Annotated in this window: 10 protein-coding genes and 1 pseudogene; 9 read left to right on the forward strand and 2 right to left on the reverse strand. The window is 38.2% G+C overall.

The genetic code is table 11. The features are described from left to right. The 7 genes from BW721_RS00115 (at window position 1) to BW721_RS00145 (ending at window position 12,822) form a co-directional block, all read left to right on the forward strand. On the forward strand, window positions 1-1,014 hold the full coding sequence (locus tag BW721_RS00115; RefSeq protein ID WP_076765032.1) for a glutathione S-transferase C-terminal domain-containing protein: 1,014 nt from the start codon (window positions 1-3) through the stop codon (window positions 1,012-1,014). Continuing rightward, entirely contained in the window at window positions 1,011-1,847 is an 837-nt protein-coding gene (locus BW721_RS00120; protein WP_076765034.1) for a transporter substrate-binding domain-containing protein, read from the forward strand. Before BW721_RS00115 ends, BW721_RS00120 begins: the two co-directional genes overlap by 4 nt. Before the next feature lie 13 nt (window positions 1,848-1,860). Then, window positions 1,861-2,601: an amino acid ABC transporter permease gene (locus BW721_RS00125; RefSeq protein WP_076765036.1), complete on the forward strand. Its 741-nt coding sequence runs from the start codon at window positions 1,861-1,863 to the stop codon at window positions 2,599-2,601. Next, window positions 2,598-3,356, forward strand: coding sequence for an amino acid ABC transporter ATP-binding protein (locus BW721_RS00130; RefSeq protein ID WP_076765038.1), 759 nt, complete (start codon window positions 2,598-2,600; stop codon window positions 3,354-3,356). The genes BW721_RS00125 and BW721_RS00130 overlap by 4 nt, the downstream gene beginning before the upstream one ends. Before the next feature lie 15 nt (window positions 3,357-3,371). Beyond that, window positions 3,372-3,797 carry a GNAT family N-acetyltransferase gene (locus tag BW721_RS00135; RefSeq protein WP_076765041.1) on the forward strand — a complete coding sequence of 142 codons (426 nt, stop codon included), beginning with the start codon at window positions 3,372-3,374 and terminating at the stop codon, window positions 3,795-3,797. Window positions 3,798-3,813: 16 nt separating this feature from the next. Further along, window positions 3,814-4,986 carry an amidohydrolase gene (locus tag BW721_RS00140; protein ID WP_076765043.1) on the forward strand — a complete coding sequence of 391 codons (1,173 nt, stop codon included), beginning with the start codon at window positions 3,814-3,816 and terminating at the stop codon, window positions 4,984-4,986. A 495-nt stretch (window positions 4,987-5,481) separates the two neighbouring features. Continuing rightward, window positions 5,482-12,822: a pullulanase gene (locus tag BW721_RS00145; RefSeq protein ID WP_076765045.1), complete on the forward strand. Its 7,341-nt coding sequence runs from the start codon at window positions 5,482-5,484 to the stop codon at window positions 12,820-12,822. 303 nt (window positions 12,823-13,125) lie between these two features. On the opposite strand, the pseudogene BW721_RS12275 reads toward BW721_RS00145, so the two are convergent. Beyond that, window positions 13,126-13,883, reverse strand: a pseudogene (locus BW721_RS12275) (ATP-binding protein). Beyond that, window positions 13,861-15,033 (reverse strand): IS21 family transposase, encoded by a 1,173-nt coding sequence (gene istA / locus BW721_RS00155; RefSeq protein WP_232222927.1) that lies wholly within the window; start codon window positions 15,031-15,033, stop codon window positions 13,861-13,863. The pseudogene BW721_RS12275 and the gene istA overlap by 23 nt, the downstream one beginning before the upstream one ends. Before the next feature lie 132 nt (window positions 15,034-15,165). Here istA and BW721_RS00160 point away from each other — a divergent pair, with 132 nt between their 5' ends. After that, entirely contained in the window at window positions 15,166-15,606 is a 441-nt protein-coding gene (locus tag BW721_RS00160; protein WP_076765049.1) for a hypothetical protein, read from the forward strand. A gap of 456 nt (window positions 15,607-16,062) precedes the next feature. Then, complete coding sequence (locus BW721_RS00170; RefSeq protein WP_198031367.1) at window positions 16,063-17,421, forward strand: MATE family efflux transporter; 1,359 nt, start codon at window positions 16,063-16,065, stop codon at window positions 17,419-17,421. Window positions 17,422-17,502 lie beyond the last annotated feature (81 nt).

A 17,502-nucleotide genomic window follows, 5' to 3' on the forward strand; every position in this document is an offset into this window, starting at 1 on the left:
ATGGTACAAGAAGTTCGGGAAAGGCCAAGCGAATTAGTAAATGAAATTGATGAAAAGGGGTATTTTCATCGTCAGAAAAATCATTTTGACACGCCTTTTGGATCAGGAAAAGAACACAATCCAGTTGAAGCTGGACGATATCGTTTAGTTTGGGCAAAGGGATGCCACTGGTCAAACCGTGCATCGATTGCTATTGAGTTATTAGGACTTCAAGATGTCATTAGTGTAAATTTAGTAGGCAGAACGCCCCGTGAAAAAGATCTAGGATGGGAATTTGTTTTTGATGAAGGAAACAAGGATCCCGTTTTAGATGTCCAATTTTTAAGCGAACTATATGCTAATGCAGATCCAGAGTATAAAGGTCGTGCTACGGTACCAGCAGTCGTGGATGTAAAAACGAAAAGAGTCATCAACAATGACTATGTCTGGCTAACAAATTATTTTGAAACAGAATTTCGTCCTTTTCAAGCACCAGATGCACCGGATTTGTATCCGGAAGAATTGCGGGAAGAAATCGATGCCTATAATGATTATCTATTCGAACATGTGAACAATGGCGTTTATAAAGCAATGTTTGCCCAATCTTTAGAAGCATATAATGATGCATACAATAATTTGTACCAAGCCTTTGATGAGATTGAAGAGCGCCTAGAAAACAATCGGTTTTTATTCGGTGATTATGTAACGGACTCAGATATTCGTTTATTTGTAACGTTAGCGCGTTTTGATACTCGTTACTTTAAAAACTTGGGTCCAATTCGCAATCGCATTGTGGACTTTAAAAATATCTGGGGATATGCCAGAGATTTGTATGAGATTCCGGCTTTTAAAAACAACACTTATTTTGCTGATTTAGCAAAGAGCACAGAAAAGCCAAAGTCAATTTTTATTGATTACAACACCCGTTTTTGGGACAAAATTGATTATGAAACCTTATGGAACCAGCCACAAGAACGTTATTTATTAAGTAAGACTCCTAGTGAAAAATTCAAACGGAATGAGGAAATCAAATGAAAAAGAATCAAATAGTTAAAACATTTTTAACTCTTACAGGAGCGTTGCTCTTAGCAGCTTGCGGAAGTACAAATGCTGCAGAAACGAGTGAAGAAAGCAGCAAAGAAAAAATTGTTATTGCGACTTCTGGTGCGCCAAAACCCTTTACTTATGTAAATGAAAATGACGAGCTGGTTGGTTATGATATTGAACTTGTAGAAGCGATATTTGAAAAAATAGATAAATATGATATTTCTTTTGAAAAAGCAGAGCGTGCTTCTGTATTATCTGGTCTTGATACAGATCGTTATCAAGTAGGAGCAAATAATTTTGCAAGTAATGATGAGCGGAGAGAGAAATACATCTTTTCAGACGCAATTTTCAAAAATCAATATGTGATTGCAGTGGCAGAGGAATCAACAGAAATTAATAACTTTACTGATCTTGTAGGAAAATCAACAGAAGTATCACCTGGTTTGAATTATGCCACGGCTTTGGAAAAGTATAATGAAGAAAATCCAGATGCACTCATCGACATTAACTACTCTGAAGCAGAACTGTTAGTTGTTTTACAAGGCGTTGAGAGTGGTAAGCACGATTTTCAATTGATTGATAAAGCGATGGCTTCTTTGTTTATTGAAGAGCATGGCTTAAAATTAAAGCTAATCGAATTGAGCGAAGAAGACTCATCTAGAATCGGTGCTCCTTACAGTTATCTGTTAATTAGTAAAACAGATGATGGTGCAGCTCTTGTAGAAGAAATCAATGCAGCTTTAAAAGAAGCGATTGAAGATGGAACAATTACTGAGATTAGTGAGAAATATTTTGGAGAAGACTTTGCACCGAAAGAATAGGAGTAGGGATTAAATGGGGAAAATATTTGATTTTGAAACGGTTCTTACTTCGATTCCAAGGTTATTGGTATATTTGCCGATGACCTTGGAAATTACTATTTTATCGATGTTACTGGGACTGTTACTAGGTTTATTGATTGCAATCGTAAAGATGAATAAAATACCCGTTCTATCACAGATGTTTGCTGTATTTGTATCTTTTGTACGAGGGACACCATTAATCGTACAATTGTATTTGTCCTACAATGGAATTCCATTATTGTTAAAATATTATAATTATAATAATGGCACAGATTTTAATATTAATAATATTCCTTCGCTGCTTTTTGTGTTAGTGACATTTGCGGTTAATGAAGGAGCATATAATTCAGAAAATATTCGTGGAGCACTGCAATCGGTTAATAAGGGGCAAATCGAAGCAGCACAATCTTTAGGGATGACTTATCCACAAGTGTTGGCACGCGTGATTATACCAGAGGCATTTGTAGTAGCTTTGCCAACTTTAGGAAATACATTAATCGGACTGTTAAAAGGAACATCAGTGGCCTTTGTTTGCGCGGTTGTGGAGATGACAGCCCAAGCTAAAATTATTGCTGGTGCTAATTATCGCTACTTTGAAGTTTATTTGGCACTAGCAGTAATCTACTGGGGAGTAACGATTATGATTGAACAATTAATCCAGTTTGTAGAAAAGAAAATTAGTATTCCGGACAACGTTCAGCTACGAGCAAGAAAGGCGGGAGATTGGTTATGATACAGATTAAAAACTTAACAAAAACATTTCATCAAAATACGGTGTTGAATGATATCTCATTTGATATTTTGCCGGGACAAGTAGTGGCGATTATTGGTTCATCGGGTGCTGGGAAATCAACTTTGTTACGCTCGCTTAATTTCCTTGAGCAAGGAGAATCCGGTACGATTCAGCTAAATAATTTCCACTTAGATATCGCCCAAGCAAAGAAAGTTGATATTTTACAATTGAGAAAATTAACGGCAATGGTTTTTCAGCAGTTTAACCTTTTTCAACAGAAGACAGCTTTAGAAAATGTGATGGAAGGACTAGTGATTGTAAAAGGGCTTTCTAAGCAAGAGGCAAAAGAAATTGCAGAGCAACAGCTGAAAAAAGTTGGTATGATTGAGCGGGCAGACTTTTATCCAAAACATCTTTCCGGCGGTCAACAACAACGTGTAGCTATTGCACGTGCTTTAGCAATGCAACCAGAATTACTACTACTCGATGAACCAACCTCTGCACTTGATCCGGAATTAGTAGGCGAAGTTTTGGATACCATAAAAAAAGCGGCAAAAGAAGGAAATACCATGTTACTAGTATCTCACGAAATGAATTTTGTGCGTAAAGTTGCTGACCGTGTCCTATTTTTAGATCAAGGGAAAATCATCGAATCCGGCACTGCTGAAGACGTCTTTGAACACCCAAAACAAGAACGAACCAAGCAGTTTTTGTCTACTTATTATCGAGATCATATTCATAAACTTGCTATTTAAGGAGACGAAGAGAGTATGGATTTTCAAGTAAAACGAAACACACAAGATATCAACTGGGCGGAAGTTAATCAGCTTTTAAAAGGATTTGGATTGACCAATCACACGGTTCTGGAAACAAAATTTGCTTTTGAACATAGTCAGGAAGTGGTATTTATTCTCTTGGATAATCAGCTGATTGGGTGTGGACGTGCACTGACTGATTATATTGCTCAAGCGGCGATCTATAATATCGCTGTTGACAAGGACTATCAAGGACTGGGAATTGGAAAGGTTATTATTAAGACGTTTGTTGATTATCTGTCGAAATGTAACATTACATTGTATACTCATCCAGACACGGTTAGCTGGTATAAACAGTTAGGTTTTGAATCTATGAAAACAGGAATGGCGATTTATCATGAGAGTCATATTGAAGAACTAAGAAAAATGAATTTTGTGTAGGAAAGGATTTAAATCAGTGAATATATCAGAAGAATTGCTAGCAGAAGTCATCTCGATTCGTAAAGATATTCATCAATACCCAGAACTTTCTGGAGAAGAGTATCGGACGACGGAAGTCATCAAATCATTTTTGAAAGAAAGAAGTATTCCCATTCTTCCATTGGATCTAGCAACAGGTGTAGTAGCGGAAATCGGGAAAGAAGGACCCGTTATTGCATTACGTGCAGATATTGATGCTTTACCAATTACAGAAAGTACACAATTATCTTATCAATCAAAAGTACAAGGCGTGATGCATGCGTGTGGGCATGATTTTCATACTGCATCACTTTTAGGAGCAGCTGCTATTTTGAAAGAACGAGAAGAGGAGTTGAAAGGACGTATTCGCTTAATCTTTCAGCCGGCAGAGGAACAAAATCTGGGGGCCAGACAAGTGATTGAAGCAGGAGCTTTAGATGGTGTAGAACAAATCATTGGCTACCATAATAAACCGGATTTACCAATAGGAACGATAGGACTCAAGTCTGGACATTTGATGGCGGCAGTTGACCAATTTGAAGTGATTATCACAGGCGTTGGTACGCATGCAGCTGCCCCGCATAATGGGAATGATCCTTTAGTAACCGCAAGTCAAATTGTGACAAGCTTACAAACTATTGTGAGTCGTCACGTTTCTCCCCTAGATACGGTGGTGGTCAGCGTTACAAAAATTGATGGTGGAAACACATGGAATGTCATTCCAGAATCAGTTGTTTTAAAAGGAACGATTCGAACATTTAAAGAAGATATTCAACAAAAAACGAAACAGCTTTTTGAACAAATTGTAACCGCCTATGCCGGAGCAGTAAACCAAAAAAGTGAGATTATTTGGGTGCCAAGCCCTCCCTCTGTCCATAATGATTTATTATTAACCGAACAAGTAAAAGAAGCAGTTTCGATTTTTGCAGATATTGTCGAGCCTGAAGTAACGCTTGGAGGAGAAGATTTTGCTTTTTATCAACAGGAAATACCTGGAATCTTTGCTTTTATCGGGACAGGTGCCCCCTATGAATGGCATCATCCCAATTTTTTAGTTCAAGATGAGGCGTTGGTATACGCAATTCAATATTATCTCTACTCTGCAACACATATCCTTAATCATCTGAAAGCAACTTCTAAAAAAAGACTTACAGAAGAGGCTCTCCATTAACAATCTCAAATACTATGCTAATATAAATCTAATTAAATTCTAATATTGAGACGAACACGATGGAATTGAACTTATTTCTATAAATGAATATGCAGTCGCTGGTAATATGATGTGTATGTGCCATCATGCTCTTTGAAGAACCATTAGATAAGTGTACTGTATAAAAATCTAACTTAGCCAAGGGACTTGATAATTTATTTATTGGGTCTTTTTGTAGTATAGGGTTTTATGAGTTTCCAGGGAAACGTCATACATTGTTTTCGTGGGTTTGTTTGGTCAGATAAAATAAATGTCTCAACTCCATAATAGCTTTACTAAGGTTTCCTAACAGCTTTTAAACGCTGGTAGGAAGCTTTTTTTAATGACAATTAAAAAAATATAAAAGCCCTTGAAAGTGTAAGCGATTTCTGATACATTTTAAGTGCAGCCGGTTTCGTTTTGTTGCGTTTTTTATTTCGTAATTATACACATCAAATTAATTAGGAGGAAGAAATATTGTCGAATAAGATTAGGTACAAAGTGTTCTCTTATCTAGCTTCAATGATTATGCTGCTGAATGTTATTGTTCCAGCCATTATACCCATTCAGGTTATGGCCCAAGAAGCTACGGAGAATGTCGCGCAAACGATTTCGATAGATGCGAAAAAAGACGATTGGGAAGGAATCGATCCAATTGAACCGTCAGTTGAGGAATTTGATGAGTCTCTTATTGGAAACTTACATTTACACAATGATGATGAGTTTCTATATTTTTGGGTAGATGCAAATAATATTCCAAACTGGGGTGACAATGGTCACTACTTGAATCTCGCATTGCAGGTAAATGATGAGGATTCAGAAAATAGTGGGAATCCTTGGGCGTCGAAGTTTAATTATTCAGGAATGGATAATAAACCACAATATCAACTATCTTTCAGAATCAAGAATGATACAGAAGTTAATTGGGTACAGTTTAGTAAAGCGAATAAAGAAGGCTTTGAAAAAGTACTAGATTCTGAAGATCTCGAAGGTGCTGAATTTAGCGTTAATCGTGAAGTCGGTTTTGAAGGGAAAATACCTTTAGAGCACCTGGACTTAAAAAACGATGATGCTGTCAGTGTACATGCTGTCTTAACAGGTAATAACGATGGACATGGTGCTTTTGATGTTATTCCGAAAGTTGACGAAAATCACATCGATCCTACTACAGATGGTAAAGAAGATTCAGATGTTCAATCTATTTACACGGCACCTTATACGGTTGTCATTTCAGAAGAGGTTGAAGTTCCAGAAACTCCAGTAGTTCCTGAAGAACCGGAAACGCCTGAGGACTCTGAGACTTCAGAAGAATCAGCAGATGATGAAGCTGAAGAACCAAGAGAAAGTGAAACAGAAGAACCAACAGAAAGTGAAACAGAAGAACCAACAGAAAGTGAAACAGAAGAACCAACAGAAGTAACGCCAATCAAAGATGGTTTTTTACGAATGCACTTCGAAAGTTTACCATCGGATAACGTAGCTGAATTAGGTTTATGGATTTGGGAAGACGTTGCAACAGCTTCAGAAGATATTGCATCTTGGCCAAATGGCGCAACTTCTTTTTCAGAAGCGACTAAAACAGATTTTGGTTACTATTTAGATATTGAACTAGCCGAATCACCAGAACGAGTGAATTATTTAATTAATAATACAGGTGGTACAAATATATCGGAAAATCAAGGTCTGGATATCATCGTACCAGAGATGAATGAAGTGTGGATTACTGCAGACTACGAAGCATTCCCTTATGAACCATTAAAAGAAGCGAATACGATTCGCATAAACTACTCAGGTAGTGACTATGAACAATTAGGTTTATGGACTTGGGGTGATGTTGAAACAGCTACAAGTGAAATTGCTGATTGGCCTGAAGGGGCTCACGATATGCATTCAGGTGGGCTGTATGGTTCGCACTTTAATTTAAAACTTAAAGAGAATGCTGAAAAGATTGGATTTAAGTTTTTAGATAAAGCTGGTGATGCTCAAACAGGTGATTATTCATTAGATAAATTCGACCACACGCAAATATTCTTACGCGCAGGGGACGATACAGTTTATACGAATCCATACTTTGCGAGTGAAGTTGGTATTGTAAGTGCTGAAATTGTAGCGGCTGACCAATTAGAAATTGGTTTTCACTCATTAGAAGGCGTTACAGAAGAAATGATTCGAGAAGAACTAACGTTAATGAATTCAGATGAAGACGTTGATCTAACTAATTACACCATCACAATGGATACAGAACGTAATGTTATCATTTTAGAAGGTGAATTTGATTTTGAACAGGGTGCCTATAAAGTTATTTATAACCAACGCGAGATTTTAGTAAACGTTGGATGGCGCTTGAAAGATTCTCTTTATGCCTATGATGGCGAATTAGGCTTAGTTTTCGGTGAAGACGGTACGCCAACACTGAAATTCTGGTCGCCAAGTGCGAATAACGTAGACGTTATTTTATACGATAAAAATGACCAAGATGAAATTGTTAAAAATGTTGAAATGACAAAAGGAGACCGTGGTGTTTGGGCAGTCGAATTAGACGATTCAACGACTGGTTTATCAGATGTCACAGGTTACTTCTACCACTTTGAAATTGATCGAGGCGGAGAAAAAGTTTTAGCTCTTGATCCTTACGCTCGTTCAATGGCGCAGTGGGATAATGAAAGAGAAGGGCAAAACTATATTGGGAAAGCAGCAATTGTAAACCCAAGAGACATTGGTCCTGATCTAGACTTTGCAAATATTGAAGGATTTGAAAAGCGTGAGGATGGTATTATTTATGAAGTGCACGTTCGTGACTTTACGTCAGATCCTACTATCGCAGATGACTTAACAAGTCAATTTGGTACATTTGCGGCGTTTGTTGAAAAACTAGATTATATCGAAGATTTAGGAGCGACTCACGTTCAATTATTACCAGTGATGAGCTACTTCTTCGCGGATGAGTTTAACCGCCATGAACGTATGCCGGAGTATAAGGCAGGTGGAACCAATTATAACTGGGGTTACGACCCGCAAAGTTACTTTGCGTTAACGGGTATGTATTCAGAAGATGCAGCGGACCCAGCGAAACGTATTGAAGAATTCAAGAACCTAATTAATGAAATCCACAAGCGTGGTATGGGTGTTATTTTAGATGTTGTTTATAACCATACAGCTCGTGACTACATCTTTGAAGACTTAGAACCAAACTACTACCACTTTATGGAAGCTGACGGTACGCCGAAAACGAGTTTTGGTGGTGGCCGTTTAGGAACAACTCATGAAATGGCTCGTCGTGTATTAGTCGACTCAATTACTTACTGGGTTGAAGAATACAAAGTAGATGGATTCCGTTTTGACATGATGGGTGACCACGATGCGGAGTCGATTCAAAAAGCTTATGACAAAGCAGCAGCGATTAACCCGAATATTCTAATGATTGGTGAGGGGTGGGTAACATACGCTGGAGATGACGGCGATAATGTACAACCTGCTGACCAACAATGGATGAAAGATACAAAAGCAGTTGGATCATTCTCTGACGAAATGCGTAATGAATTAAAATCAGGATTTGGTAGTGAAGGTGAGCCACGTTTCTTAACCGGCGGAGCTCGTTCAGTTGAAAGTATTTATAACAACTTAACAGCCAACCCTGGAAACTTTGAAGCGGACGATCCAGGCGACGTTGTTCCATATATTGCGGCGCATGATAACTTAACCTTACATGATGTTATTGCACAATCGATTAAGAAAGATCCAAAAGATCACCAACAAGAAATTCACGAACGAATTCGTTTAGGAAACTTGATGGTTCTAACAGCACAAGGAACACCATTTATTCATGCTGGACAAGAATTTGGACGAACAAAACAATTTAGACATCCAGATTTTATAAACCCTGTACCAGCAGATCAAATTCCAGACAAAATCACTTACATGGAGGATACAGACGGAAACCCGTTTGAATATCCATACTTTGTGCATGACTCGTATGACTCGACGGATGCGGTAAACAAGTTTGATTGGAACATGGCTACAAACACAGCAGACTTCCCGATCCATACAACAACTCGTGCTTATACAAAAGGGTTAATCGAGTTAAGAAGAAGTACGGATGCATTCAGCAAAGGGACAATGGCGGAAATTGATGAAAAGGTTTCACTTGTAAGAGTTCCAGAAATCAAGAAAACAGACCTAGCAATTGTTTACCGTGCAACGGATTCAAATGGTCACACATATTTTGTCATGATTAACTCAGATAATGAAGAAAGAAACTTTACAATTCCATTTGATTTATCAGACGGTGAAATAGTGGTTGATGCAGAAATAGCTGGAACGACTAAAATAGAGAATCCATCTGGTGTACAAGTTGATGGGAACAAAGTAACATTAGATGCTTTATCAGCAACCATTATCAAGGTAGATGAATTAGAACCAGTTGAAGTAGAGTACCCAGTCGAAGTTGACTCACCAGTTATTAATAAAAATGGTACTGTCACATTTAATTTCGTAGGTGACGCAACAACGGAATCAGTTACTGTAGCTGGAAGCTTTAACGATTGGAACAATTCAGTATTAGCTATGGAAAAAGGAAATGACAATGTATGGTCAGTAACAACTACAGTTCAACCAGGTAGTTATGAATACAAATTTGTAATTAATGGTGGGACTTGGATTGCAGACCCATCGAATGATTCGACGGTAGGTAATGACGGGAATAGTCAATTAATTATGCCGGAAGAAGTTCTTGAAAGTCGTTATGTCGAGTTCACATATGTACGAAACAATCATGACTATGATGAATGGAACATATGGGTCTGGGGAACTGGTGTTAAAGATGACCAAATCGATTTTACAGAAATTACAGAAGGCAACAGCGCTAAAGTATTAATCGAAGTGGCACCTGGTATAGAAAGTATAGGGTTTGTATTAAGAAAAGGAACGGATTGGGAAATTAAAGATCCATATGGAGAAGACCGCTCAATCAAAATTGATCAAAAAGACTTAGTTACAAAAGTGACCGTGTACGAAGGTGCTGGGGAATATGATGCTATCCCATCAATTCCTGGTCCTATTCTAGAAGACGGTGATGCAACATTCTTCTTTAGAGATCCAGAGTTATTCTTAAAAGATAAAATGGACACAATTCATAAAGTAGAGTTAAAACTGAAGAAAATTAAACCGGGTATTTTTGCATTCTTTGAGCGTCAAATGCTAGCAACTTTAAGCAATACGCCTGAAGAAGATGTTATGACTTATGACATGGTATATGATCCAGAGAAAGAATACTTTGTTTATACAGTGGAAAATATTCCAGAAGGCATTTATGAGTACACTTATTTAGTGACTTATAATGACGGTGAAGAGCCGAAAGAGGTTAACGATCCATATGATGATAGAGATGGTATAGCAACACTAGTCTTTGAAATACCTGATATCTCATTTGATGTAGCTATTGAACCAGCGGCAATTGATTATAACCAACATGCTGTCGTATCGATTACGCCATCCATTCCAGAACATGTGAAGTTAAGAGAAGCTTACATTGATTTAAGCCCTGTGGGTGGACCAGTGAAAGTTGCGATTGATCTAGAATTGAAAGAACACACAATTGCAGTTAAGCAAGGTACGCCAGCCGGAATCACGCAACTTGATGTATTCTTAGTTGACGAATATGGAAATAAGCATCGAGAAACAGTAGAAATTGAAATCAAATCACGTCAAATTAAAGATGATGCGGATTTTGACTGGGATGAAGCAAGAATTTACTTTATGCTAACAGACCGATTCGCTAATGGAGATCCATCTAACGATAATCCGAATGGTGAAAATTACGATGTTACTCAACCGGAAACGTATCATGGAGGAGACTTCCAAGGTATTATTGACAACTTAGATTACCTAAAAAATTTAGGGATCAATACGATTTGGATTACACCAATAGTGGATAACATCGATCATGATTTAAGGGCTGAAAAGGAAGGCAACCAGTACGGATATCACGGCTATTGGGCTCAAGACTTTAAGAAAATTGATGAACACTTAGGTGACATTGATAAATTGAAAGAATTAATCGATTCAGCTCATAATCGTGGTATTAAAATAATGGTGGACGTTGTATTAAACCATGCAGGATATGACACAGAGTTTAAGGATATGATTCGTGAAAATCCAGTTGATGGTCATGATCAATTAATGGAATTAGATGGTTTGCCTGACTTTAGAACAGAAGACCCAGAAGTTCGAGCCCGCTTAATTGAATGGCAAGTAGCATGGGTAACAAGGTTACAAGAACTTAAAACAGATAATAATAATACAATTGATTACTTCCGAGTGGATACAGTTAAACATGTTGATAACAAAACTTGGAATGCATTCAAAAATGAACTGACAAAAGCCAAACCAGACTTCAAACTGATAGGTGAGTGGTATGGAGCAAGTGTAAATAACACGGGTGACCAACTGCGCACTGGTCGTATGGATTCATTGTTAGACTTTAACTTCAAATCACAGACAAAAGAATTCATTACTGGAAATATCTCAGCTATTGAAACACAACTAGCAGATCGAAACAGTAAGATTGATAACACCGCAATGTTAGGACAGTTCTTAAGTAGTCATGATGAAAATGGGTTCTTATATAGTCTTACACAAGGAGAAAATGCCCTTACAGAAGAAGAGGCTAGAAACAAGTTTAAAGTAGCCGCTGCCCTTCAAATGACAGCTAAAGGACAACCCGTTATTTACTACGGAGAAGAAATTGGTCTTACGGGTAAAGCAGCGGGAGATATGGATAATTTAGAGTTTAGTGAAAACCGCTATGACTTTGATTGGGATCGTGTAAACGACGAGAATGATATGTTAACACACTACAAGAAACTCTTAAATATTCGTGCCGACTACTCAGATGTCTTCTCAAAAGGAACACGTCAACATGTAGCTGGAACAAACGAAACAGGTTACTCAGTGTTTGCTCGTACGTACGGTAATGAACAAATATTTGTTGGGTTAAACACGAATGAAGATGCAGTAGAATCAACATTTGCAGTAAACTCGACAAGTAACGCAAGAGTTTCAACGTTTGCACTAGGATTAGCGGCTGGTTCAGAAGTTATTGACGTATATAATGACGTAACTTACGTAGTCGCAGGAGATGGTACAGTAACGATCGACATCCCTGGGAACGCGGATGGCGGTACAGTTATCTTAGTTGCAGGTGACACGGTTGAAGAACCAGAAGAGCCAGTTGAGCCTGAAGTACCAGCAGAACCTGAAGTACCAGCAGAACCTGAAGTACCAGCAGAACCTGAAGTACCAGCAGAACCTGAAGTACCAGCAGAACCTGAAGCACCAGTTGAACCAGAAGCACCAGTTGAGCCTGAAACACCAGGCGACGAGCGCTTAGATAAAATTGCAAATCGCTTAGAAGATTTAGAAACAGCAATTGATGAAATCACCACAAACAACCCGGCACTCGTTGAAGAGTTGAACGTAATCCGTGCAGAATATGAACGATTACGTGGATTAGACGCCGTAACGGATGCCGAAATTGCAGACTTACTCGCTCGAATTGCAGCGCTAGAAGCAATTGTTGCTGACATTGGATCAGAAAGCCCTGGTACAGGAACTGATACACCAGGAGTTGGCGGAGAAGAAGCAGACGGATCGGACACAGATGATTCAACTGAAGAAGACGCAGCTACAGACAGTGAAGAAGACAATTTACCTTTTACAGGAAAAACAAACGATCTAATGGTTTCAATCATTGGATTAGTCTTCATCGGAAGTGGCGTTGCGTTAGCATTTACGTTTAAGAAAGACGAAAGAAAAGAATAGAATACTATTAATTAAATGAATGACTCCCCTTTGAAGCAGAAATGCGGATGAGGGGATTTTTTTTGTTAGAGAGAAGTTGGACTAGGTAATATCCTAATCTATTTCGAAATAAATCATTATAGCCAAGAATATAATGACCAAATTAAAAATAGAGACATCAGACTGATTATTACGCGCCTTCAGGCCCACCTATCCACTCTCTTGAGTCTTTGGATATCCAATTGGAGTCCGCTTATACGTGCTTTGAGTCCAGCAAAATAGCCATGCCAGTTTCAGCATAGCTATTTTAGGTGATTTTTCTATTTATTGTTGATTGAAGGAATGGTGTTCGCACATATTTAGCTGACCGGTGTCATACCAAACCGCATTATGAACGATTCTGTCCATTATCGCGTCCGCATGGACACCGCCACCTAGTCTTTGATGCCAATCCGATTTTCTAAATTGTGTACAATAAATAGTGGAGCCGGAATCGTATCGACGCTCAATAATCTCAAAGAGAAATTTTAAATCTTCTTCCAATAAGTCATCCAGTAACCATTCGTCTATAATAAGCAAACCATAATTGGAAAACTTTTTGATGAGATTCGTTACGCCTTTAGGTTTGAGGGTCGCTTCATCTCGCTCGATTAATAGATCAGGGAGGCGGACATAGCGCGTTCGAATTTCTTGTTTACAGGCCTCCTTGCCTAAAGCACAAGCTAAGTATTTTTTCCTGAACCTGTAAACCCTTGGAAAATAACATTCTGTCGGTGATTGATGTAATTGCAGGTTGCCAGTTCTTGAAGGGTTTGACGGTCAATCTCGCGTTTTTCATAGTGGATTGAAGCAACATCTGCGTCTTGTATTCGGAACTTGGATCGTTTAATTAATCCACTTACTCGTTTATTGTATTTTTCTTGGTAAAGGTATTCGATGGATATCTGTAGGCGTTCGTCAAAAGGCAAGTGTCTGGTATCCTGATCCATTTCTTGCATCTCTAATATATCTACAAATTCGCTTAAGTCTAATTGTCTTAATTTGCGTACTGTTTCGTTGTCAATCATTGATATCTCCTCCATAGTATTCTGGGCCTCTCACAAAACCTAGGGTTTCTTTTTGGGCACTTTCTGCTTGTTCTAAAATCTCTTTATTATTGGGGTTGTTTAAAATGGTGTTTAACTGACGATACCTTGGCGAGTGAAGTCGTTCTAAAGCAATCTGACATGCTTTCTCTAAGGCTTCATTGGAGTGTTTCTTTGATAGATTTAAAACAGACAAACAAGACTGATACCCTTGTTCTTTGAGTTGTAATCTCTCAAAAATACGTTGAATTACTTTATAAGTAAAAGGACCAATCGTTTGTGCCCAATTTAGTAACCTCTGTTCGTTCCATTCTAGTCGATTAAATTGATCTGGCAGGTGTTCAGTTAAGGTTGAAAAGGTATATTCTTTATAGGTGGGAAATCGTTTGTGAGTAGCAATTCGTTCATTTTGATAATAGATTTCAAGAAAATGAGCGGTTACTTTTAAATCCACTTTCTTTTTTACATATTGGTAGGGGCAGGAGTAGTTGTTTTTTTGAAAGGTAATATGGCAATCGAGTTTAACGGTTCTTCCGTAAACCCACTCAGCAATTTCATAAGGGATTGAAGGCAACGGTCGGAGTTTTTCCTGTTCTGTCTCTGTGAATATGAGCCGTCCGCTTCCTTCACGTTTCTGAAAAGGTTTGGCATTATAGAACTCCAGTTTTTCACGAATAGCTGCCTTTAACTCGCCCATAGTCGTAAAGATTTCATTTCGCAGTGGAGCAATCACGGCCATGGCTATTTTACCAACTGCGCCTTCTACAGCTGCTTTCTGTTTTGGTTTACGTACTTGAGCAGGTATGACAGCCATTACGTAATGATTGGCTAAAGACTCATACTGCTCATTTAAGACAATATCTCCTTCTTTTGGATGGCTGATCACACCTGTCTTTAAGTTGTCACTTATAAGCCGGATAGTCGTTCCGCCAAAATATTCAAACATGTTTATGTGGCAACGAAGCCAAGTGTCGCTTTTCATATCAAGTGTGGGTTCTACATAGGTGTATTGACTGTAAGGCAGGGTTCCTACAAAGAGGTAAACAGTTATTAATTCACCGGTGTCAGTATCGAGCAAATCCATGGTTGAGCCGCTCCAATCGACTTGAATCGATACACCGGGTTTATGTTTTAAGTGATTCGTCAAGCGGTATTGATCTATATGTCTTTGATAGTCTTCACAAAATTTAGTGTACCCAACCGGAGGCTGACCCAAAAGTCTCTTTTATTTGATTACATTGTGGATAAATAAAATATAAAACGAAAGGAGTTTTCCACAGTGGATAACTTTGAGAAAAATATGATAACAATAAAAGAGCTTCAACTGAGCCAATTGTTTTTATCGCATACGAAGATTGTGAAAATAAATGAATGGTTTTCGTCTGATTTGACGAACTTTTCACCAATCACGATTCATTCCTTTTCGTGGAGTGAAAAACCAGTCCTCATCGACGGCCATACACGAGCCTTTGTAGCGGCCCAAAATGGCATTCAAGCGTTACCTTTTATCCTAGAAGAGGACGTTATCTCTGACGATTTAGAAAATCTGTATCACCAATGTGTGGAGTGGTGTAAAGTGGCACAACTCCACGAGATTCTTGATTTATCGACTAAAATTATTTCGCAAGCAGAATATGAAGATTGTTGGATTGGCTGTTGTGAGACATTTTTGGCGAAGCAGGATAAATCGCAGGAACCTCTTAGTGACTCAACTATTTGAAGGGGCTTAGGTGAGCCCCCTCATCTCTTTGAAAATCAATCATCATCTGGTATCGTTCCTCAGAAGGAGTATGCTCGTTATTTTCTGCAAGAACAGCTCCTCTTTTATCTGTGATTCCTTCCATGACCCATTCAATCTGAACTGTTTCCTGCTGTCTGAATTGCACTGCATCCAAACAATATAAAAACAAAGTGACTCATCGATAGAATCAACACGATTATTTTTCACGAAATCAATCCTTTCAACCAAGCAATTATTATGATAATTAGCTATAATAGATAGAAGAATAATCTTATAAAAATGACAACGCTTTCTGTTTTGCTGTACGATTTAAACAATCTTTTTGAATGAAAATAAATTTGAAAGGAATGCGTTGCATCATTGTGAGTTTCAAGCTGACAAACTTATATTTGAGATTTGTAATAAAAAGGTTTAGTAAAAAGGAGATTTTTATTTTTGGTAAAAGGTGAATTGGCAGACGAAAAATTATTATTTAGTCCTCAAGCTTTGAGGAAATTAATTGTCCCTTTGATTTTTGAACAGGCACTTGCTTTATCGATTGGTTTCATCGATACGATGATGGTCGCTTATGCGGGGGAGCAAGCCGTATCTGGAGTTGCTTTAGTAGACAGTGTCAATTTCCTGGCGATTAACTTTTTCTCTACTGTTGCGGCCGGGGGAGCCATTATTGTAGGTCAGTATCTAGGGAAAAAGGAAAGCAAAATGAGTAAGCATGCAGCGAAACAGCTATTTTTGGTTGTTGCCTTTATTGCTACTCTTGTAGCAGTTATTTCTCTTGTTTTTAACCGCCAGATTTTACGAACGTTATTTGGAAATGTGGAGGCGCCCGTTATGGAGAGTGCCGTCACTTATTTTTACGTAACAGCTGCTTCGTTTCCATTTTTAGGTCTTTTTAATGTATCTGCTTCATTGCTAAGGGTGATGGGCGATTCTAAAAAAGCAATGATTAATGCACTTATCATGAATGTTATTAATATAGTAGGAAATTCTGTTTTTATCTATATTTTCAAATGGGGTGTATTGGGAGCCGCATTATCGACTCTAATCGCAAGGGTGATTAGTTCGTTCACTATGATGTACATGTTGCGGAATCCTAAATTGCCTGTCTTTATAAGTTCTTATAATCCACGCGATATTGATTTTAAAATGATAAAAAGAATTTTGCGAATCGGGATCCCGAATGGATTGGAGAATAGTATTTTCCAAATTGGGAAAATTATTATGACAGGATTAGTGGCGACGTTCAGTACTGCCTCCATTGCAGCACACGCAGTTGCAAACAGTTTAACTGGATTAGAAATTATACCGGGTGCAGCCATGGGACTTGCTATTACTACTGTCGTTGCTCGCTGCGTCGGAGCAGGGGAATACGAGCAAGCTAAGTATTATACGAGACTATTGATGAAAAAAGCTTATATATATATAATCGTGCTTAACATTCCGATTCTGTTTGTATTAAAGCCAGTTTTGAATTTTTATAGCCTTTCGCCAGAAGCAATCAATCTGGCGTTCCAAGTCATGATTCTTCATGGAGTAGCTGTGATGTTAATTTGGCCAGCCTCATTCTCACTTCCAAATGCACTGAGAGCAGCAGGAGATGTTGTTTCAACGATGTACGTATCCGTATTCTCAATGTTTGTCTTCCGTGTAGGGTGTAGTTTTCTCCTTGCTTATGTTTTTGATATGGGTCTAATGAGCGTTTGGATTGCGATGATTGTCGACTGGACTTTCCGCTCCATTGTCTTTGTAATAAGATGGCGTTCCAATAAATGGCAACGGTATTCGATAATATAACAAAAACGACTCGTAAATTTTTAGTTCCTGATGATTAGAGTTTTGTTAATAAAGGAATTTAAATATTTGATAAGAGAAGAA

The sequence above is a fragment of the Jeotgalibaca sp. PTS2502 genome, assembly GCF_001975685.1.
Classification (GTDB): Bacteria; Bacillota; Bacilli; order Lactobacillales; family Aerococcaceae; genus Jeotgalibaca; species Jeotgalibaca arthritidis.

Coding starts and splice junctions, on each gene's coding strand:
- BW721_RS00115 (WP_076765032.1), top strand. CDS start 1: ATGGTACAAGAAGTTCGGGAAAGGCCAAGCGAATTAGTAAATGAAATT.
- BW721_RS00120 (WP_076765034.1), top strand. CDS start 1,011: ATGAAAAAGAATCAAATAGTTAAAACATTTTTAACTCTTACAGGAGCG.
- BW721_RS00125 (WP_076765036.1), top strand. CDS start 1,861: ATGGGGAAAATATTTGATTTTGAAACGGTTCTTACTTCGATTCCAAGG.
- BW721_RS00130 (WP_076765038.1), top strand. CDS start 2,598: ATGATACAGATTAAAAACTTAACAAAAACATTTCATCAAAATACGGTG.
- BW721_RS00135 (WP_076765041.1), top strand. CDS start 3,372: ATGGATTTTCAAGTAAAACGAAACACACAAGATATCAACTGGGCGGAA.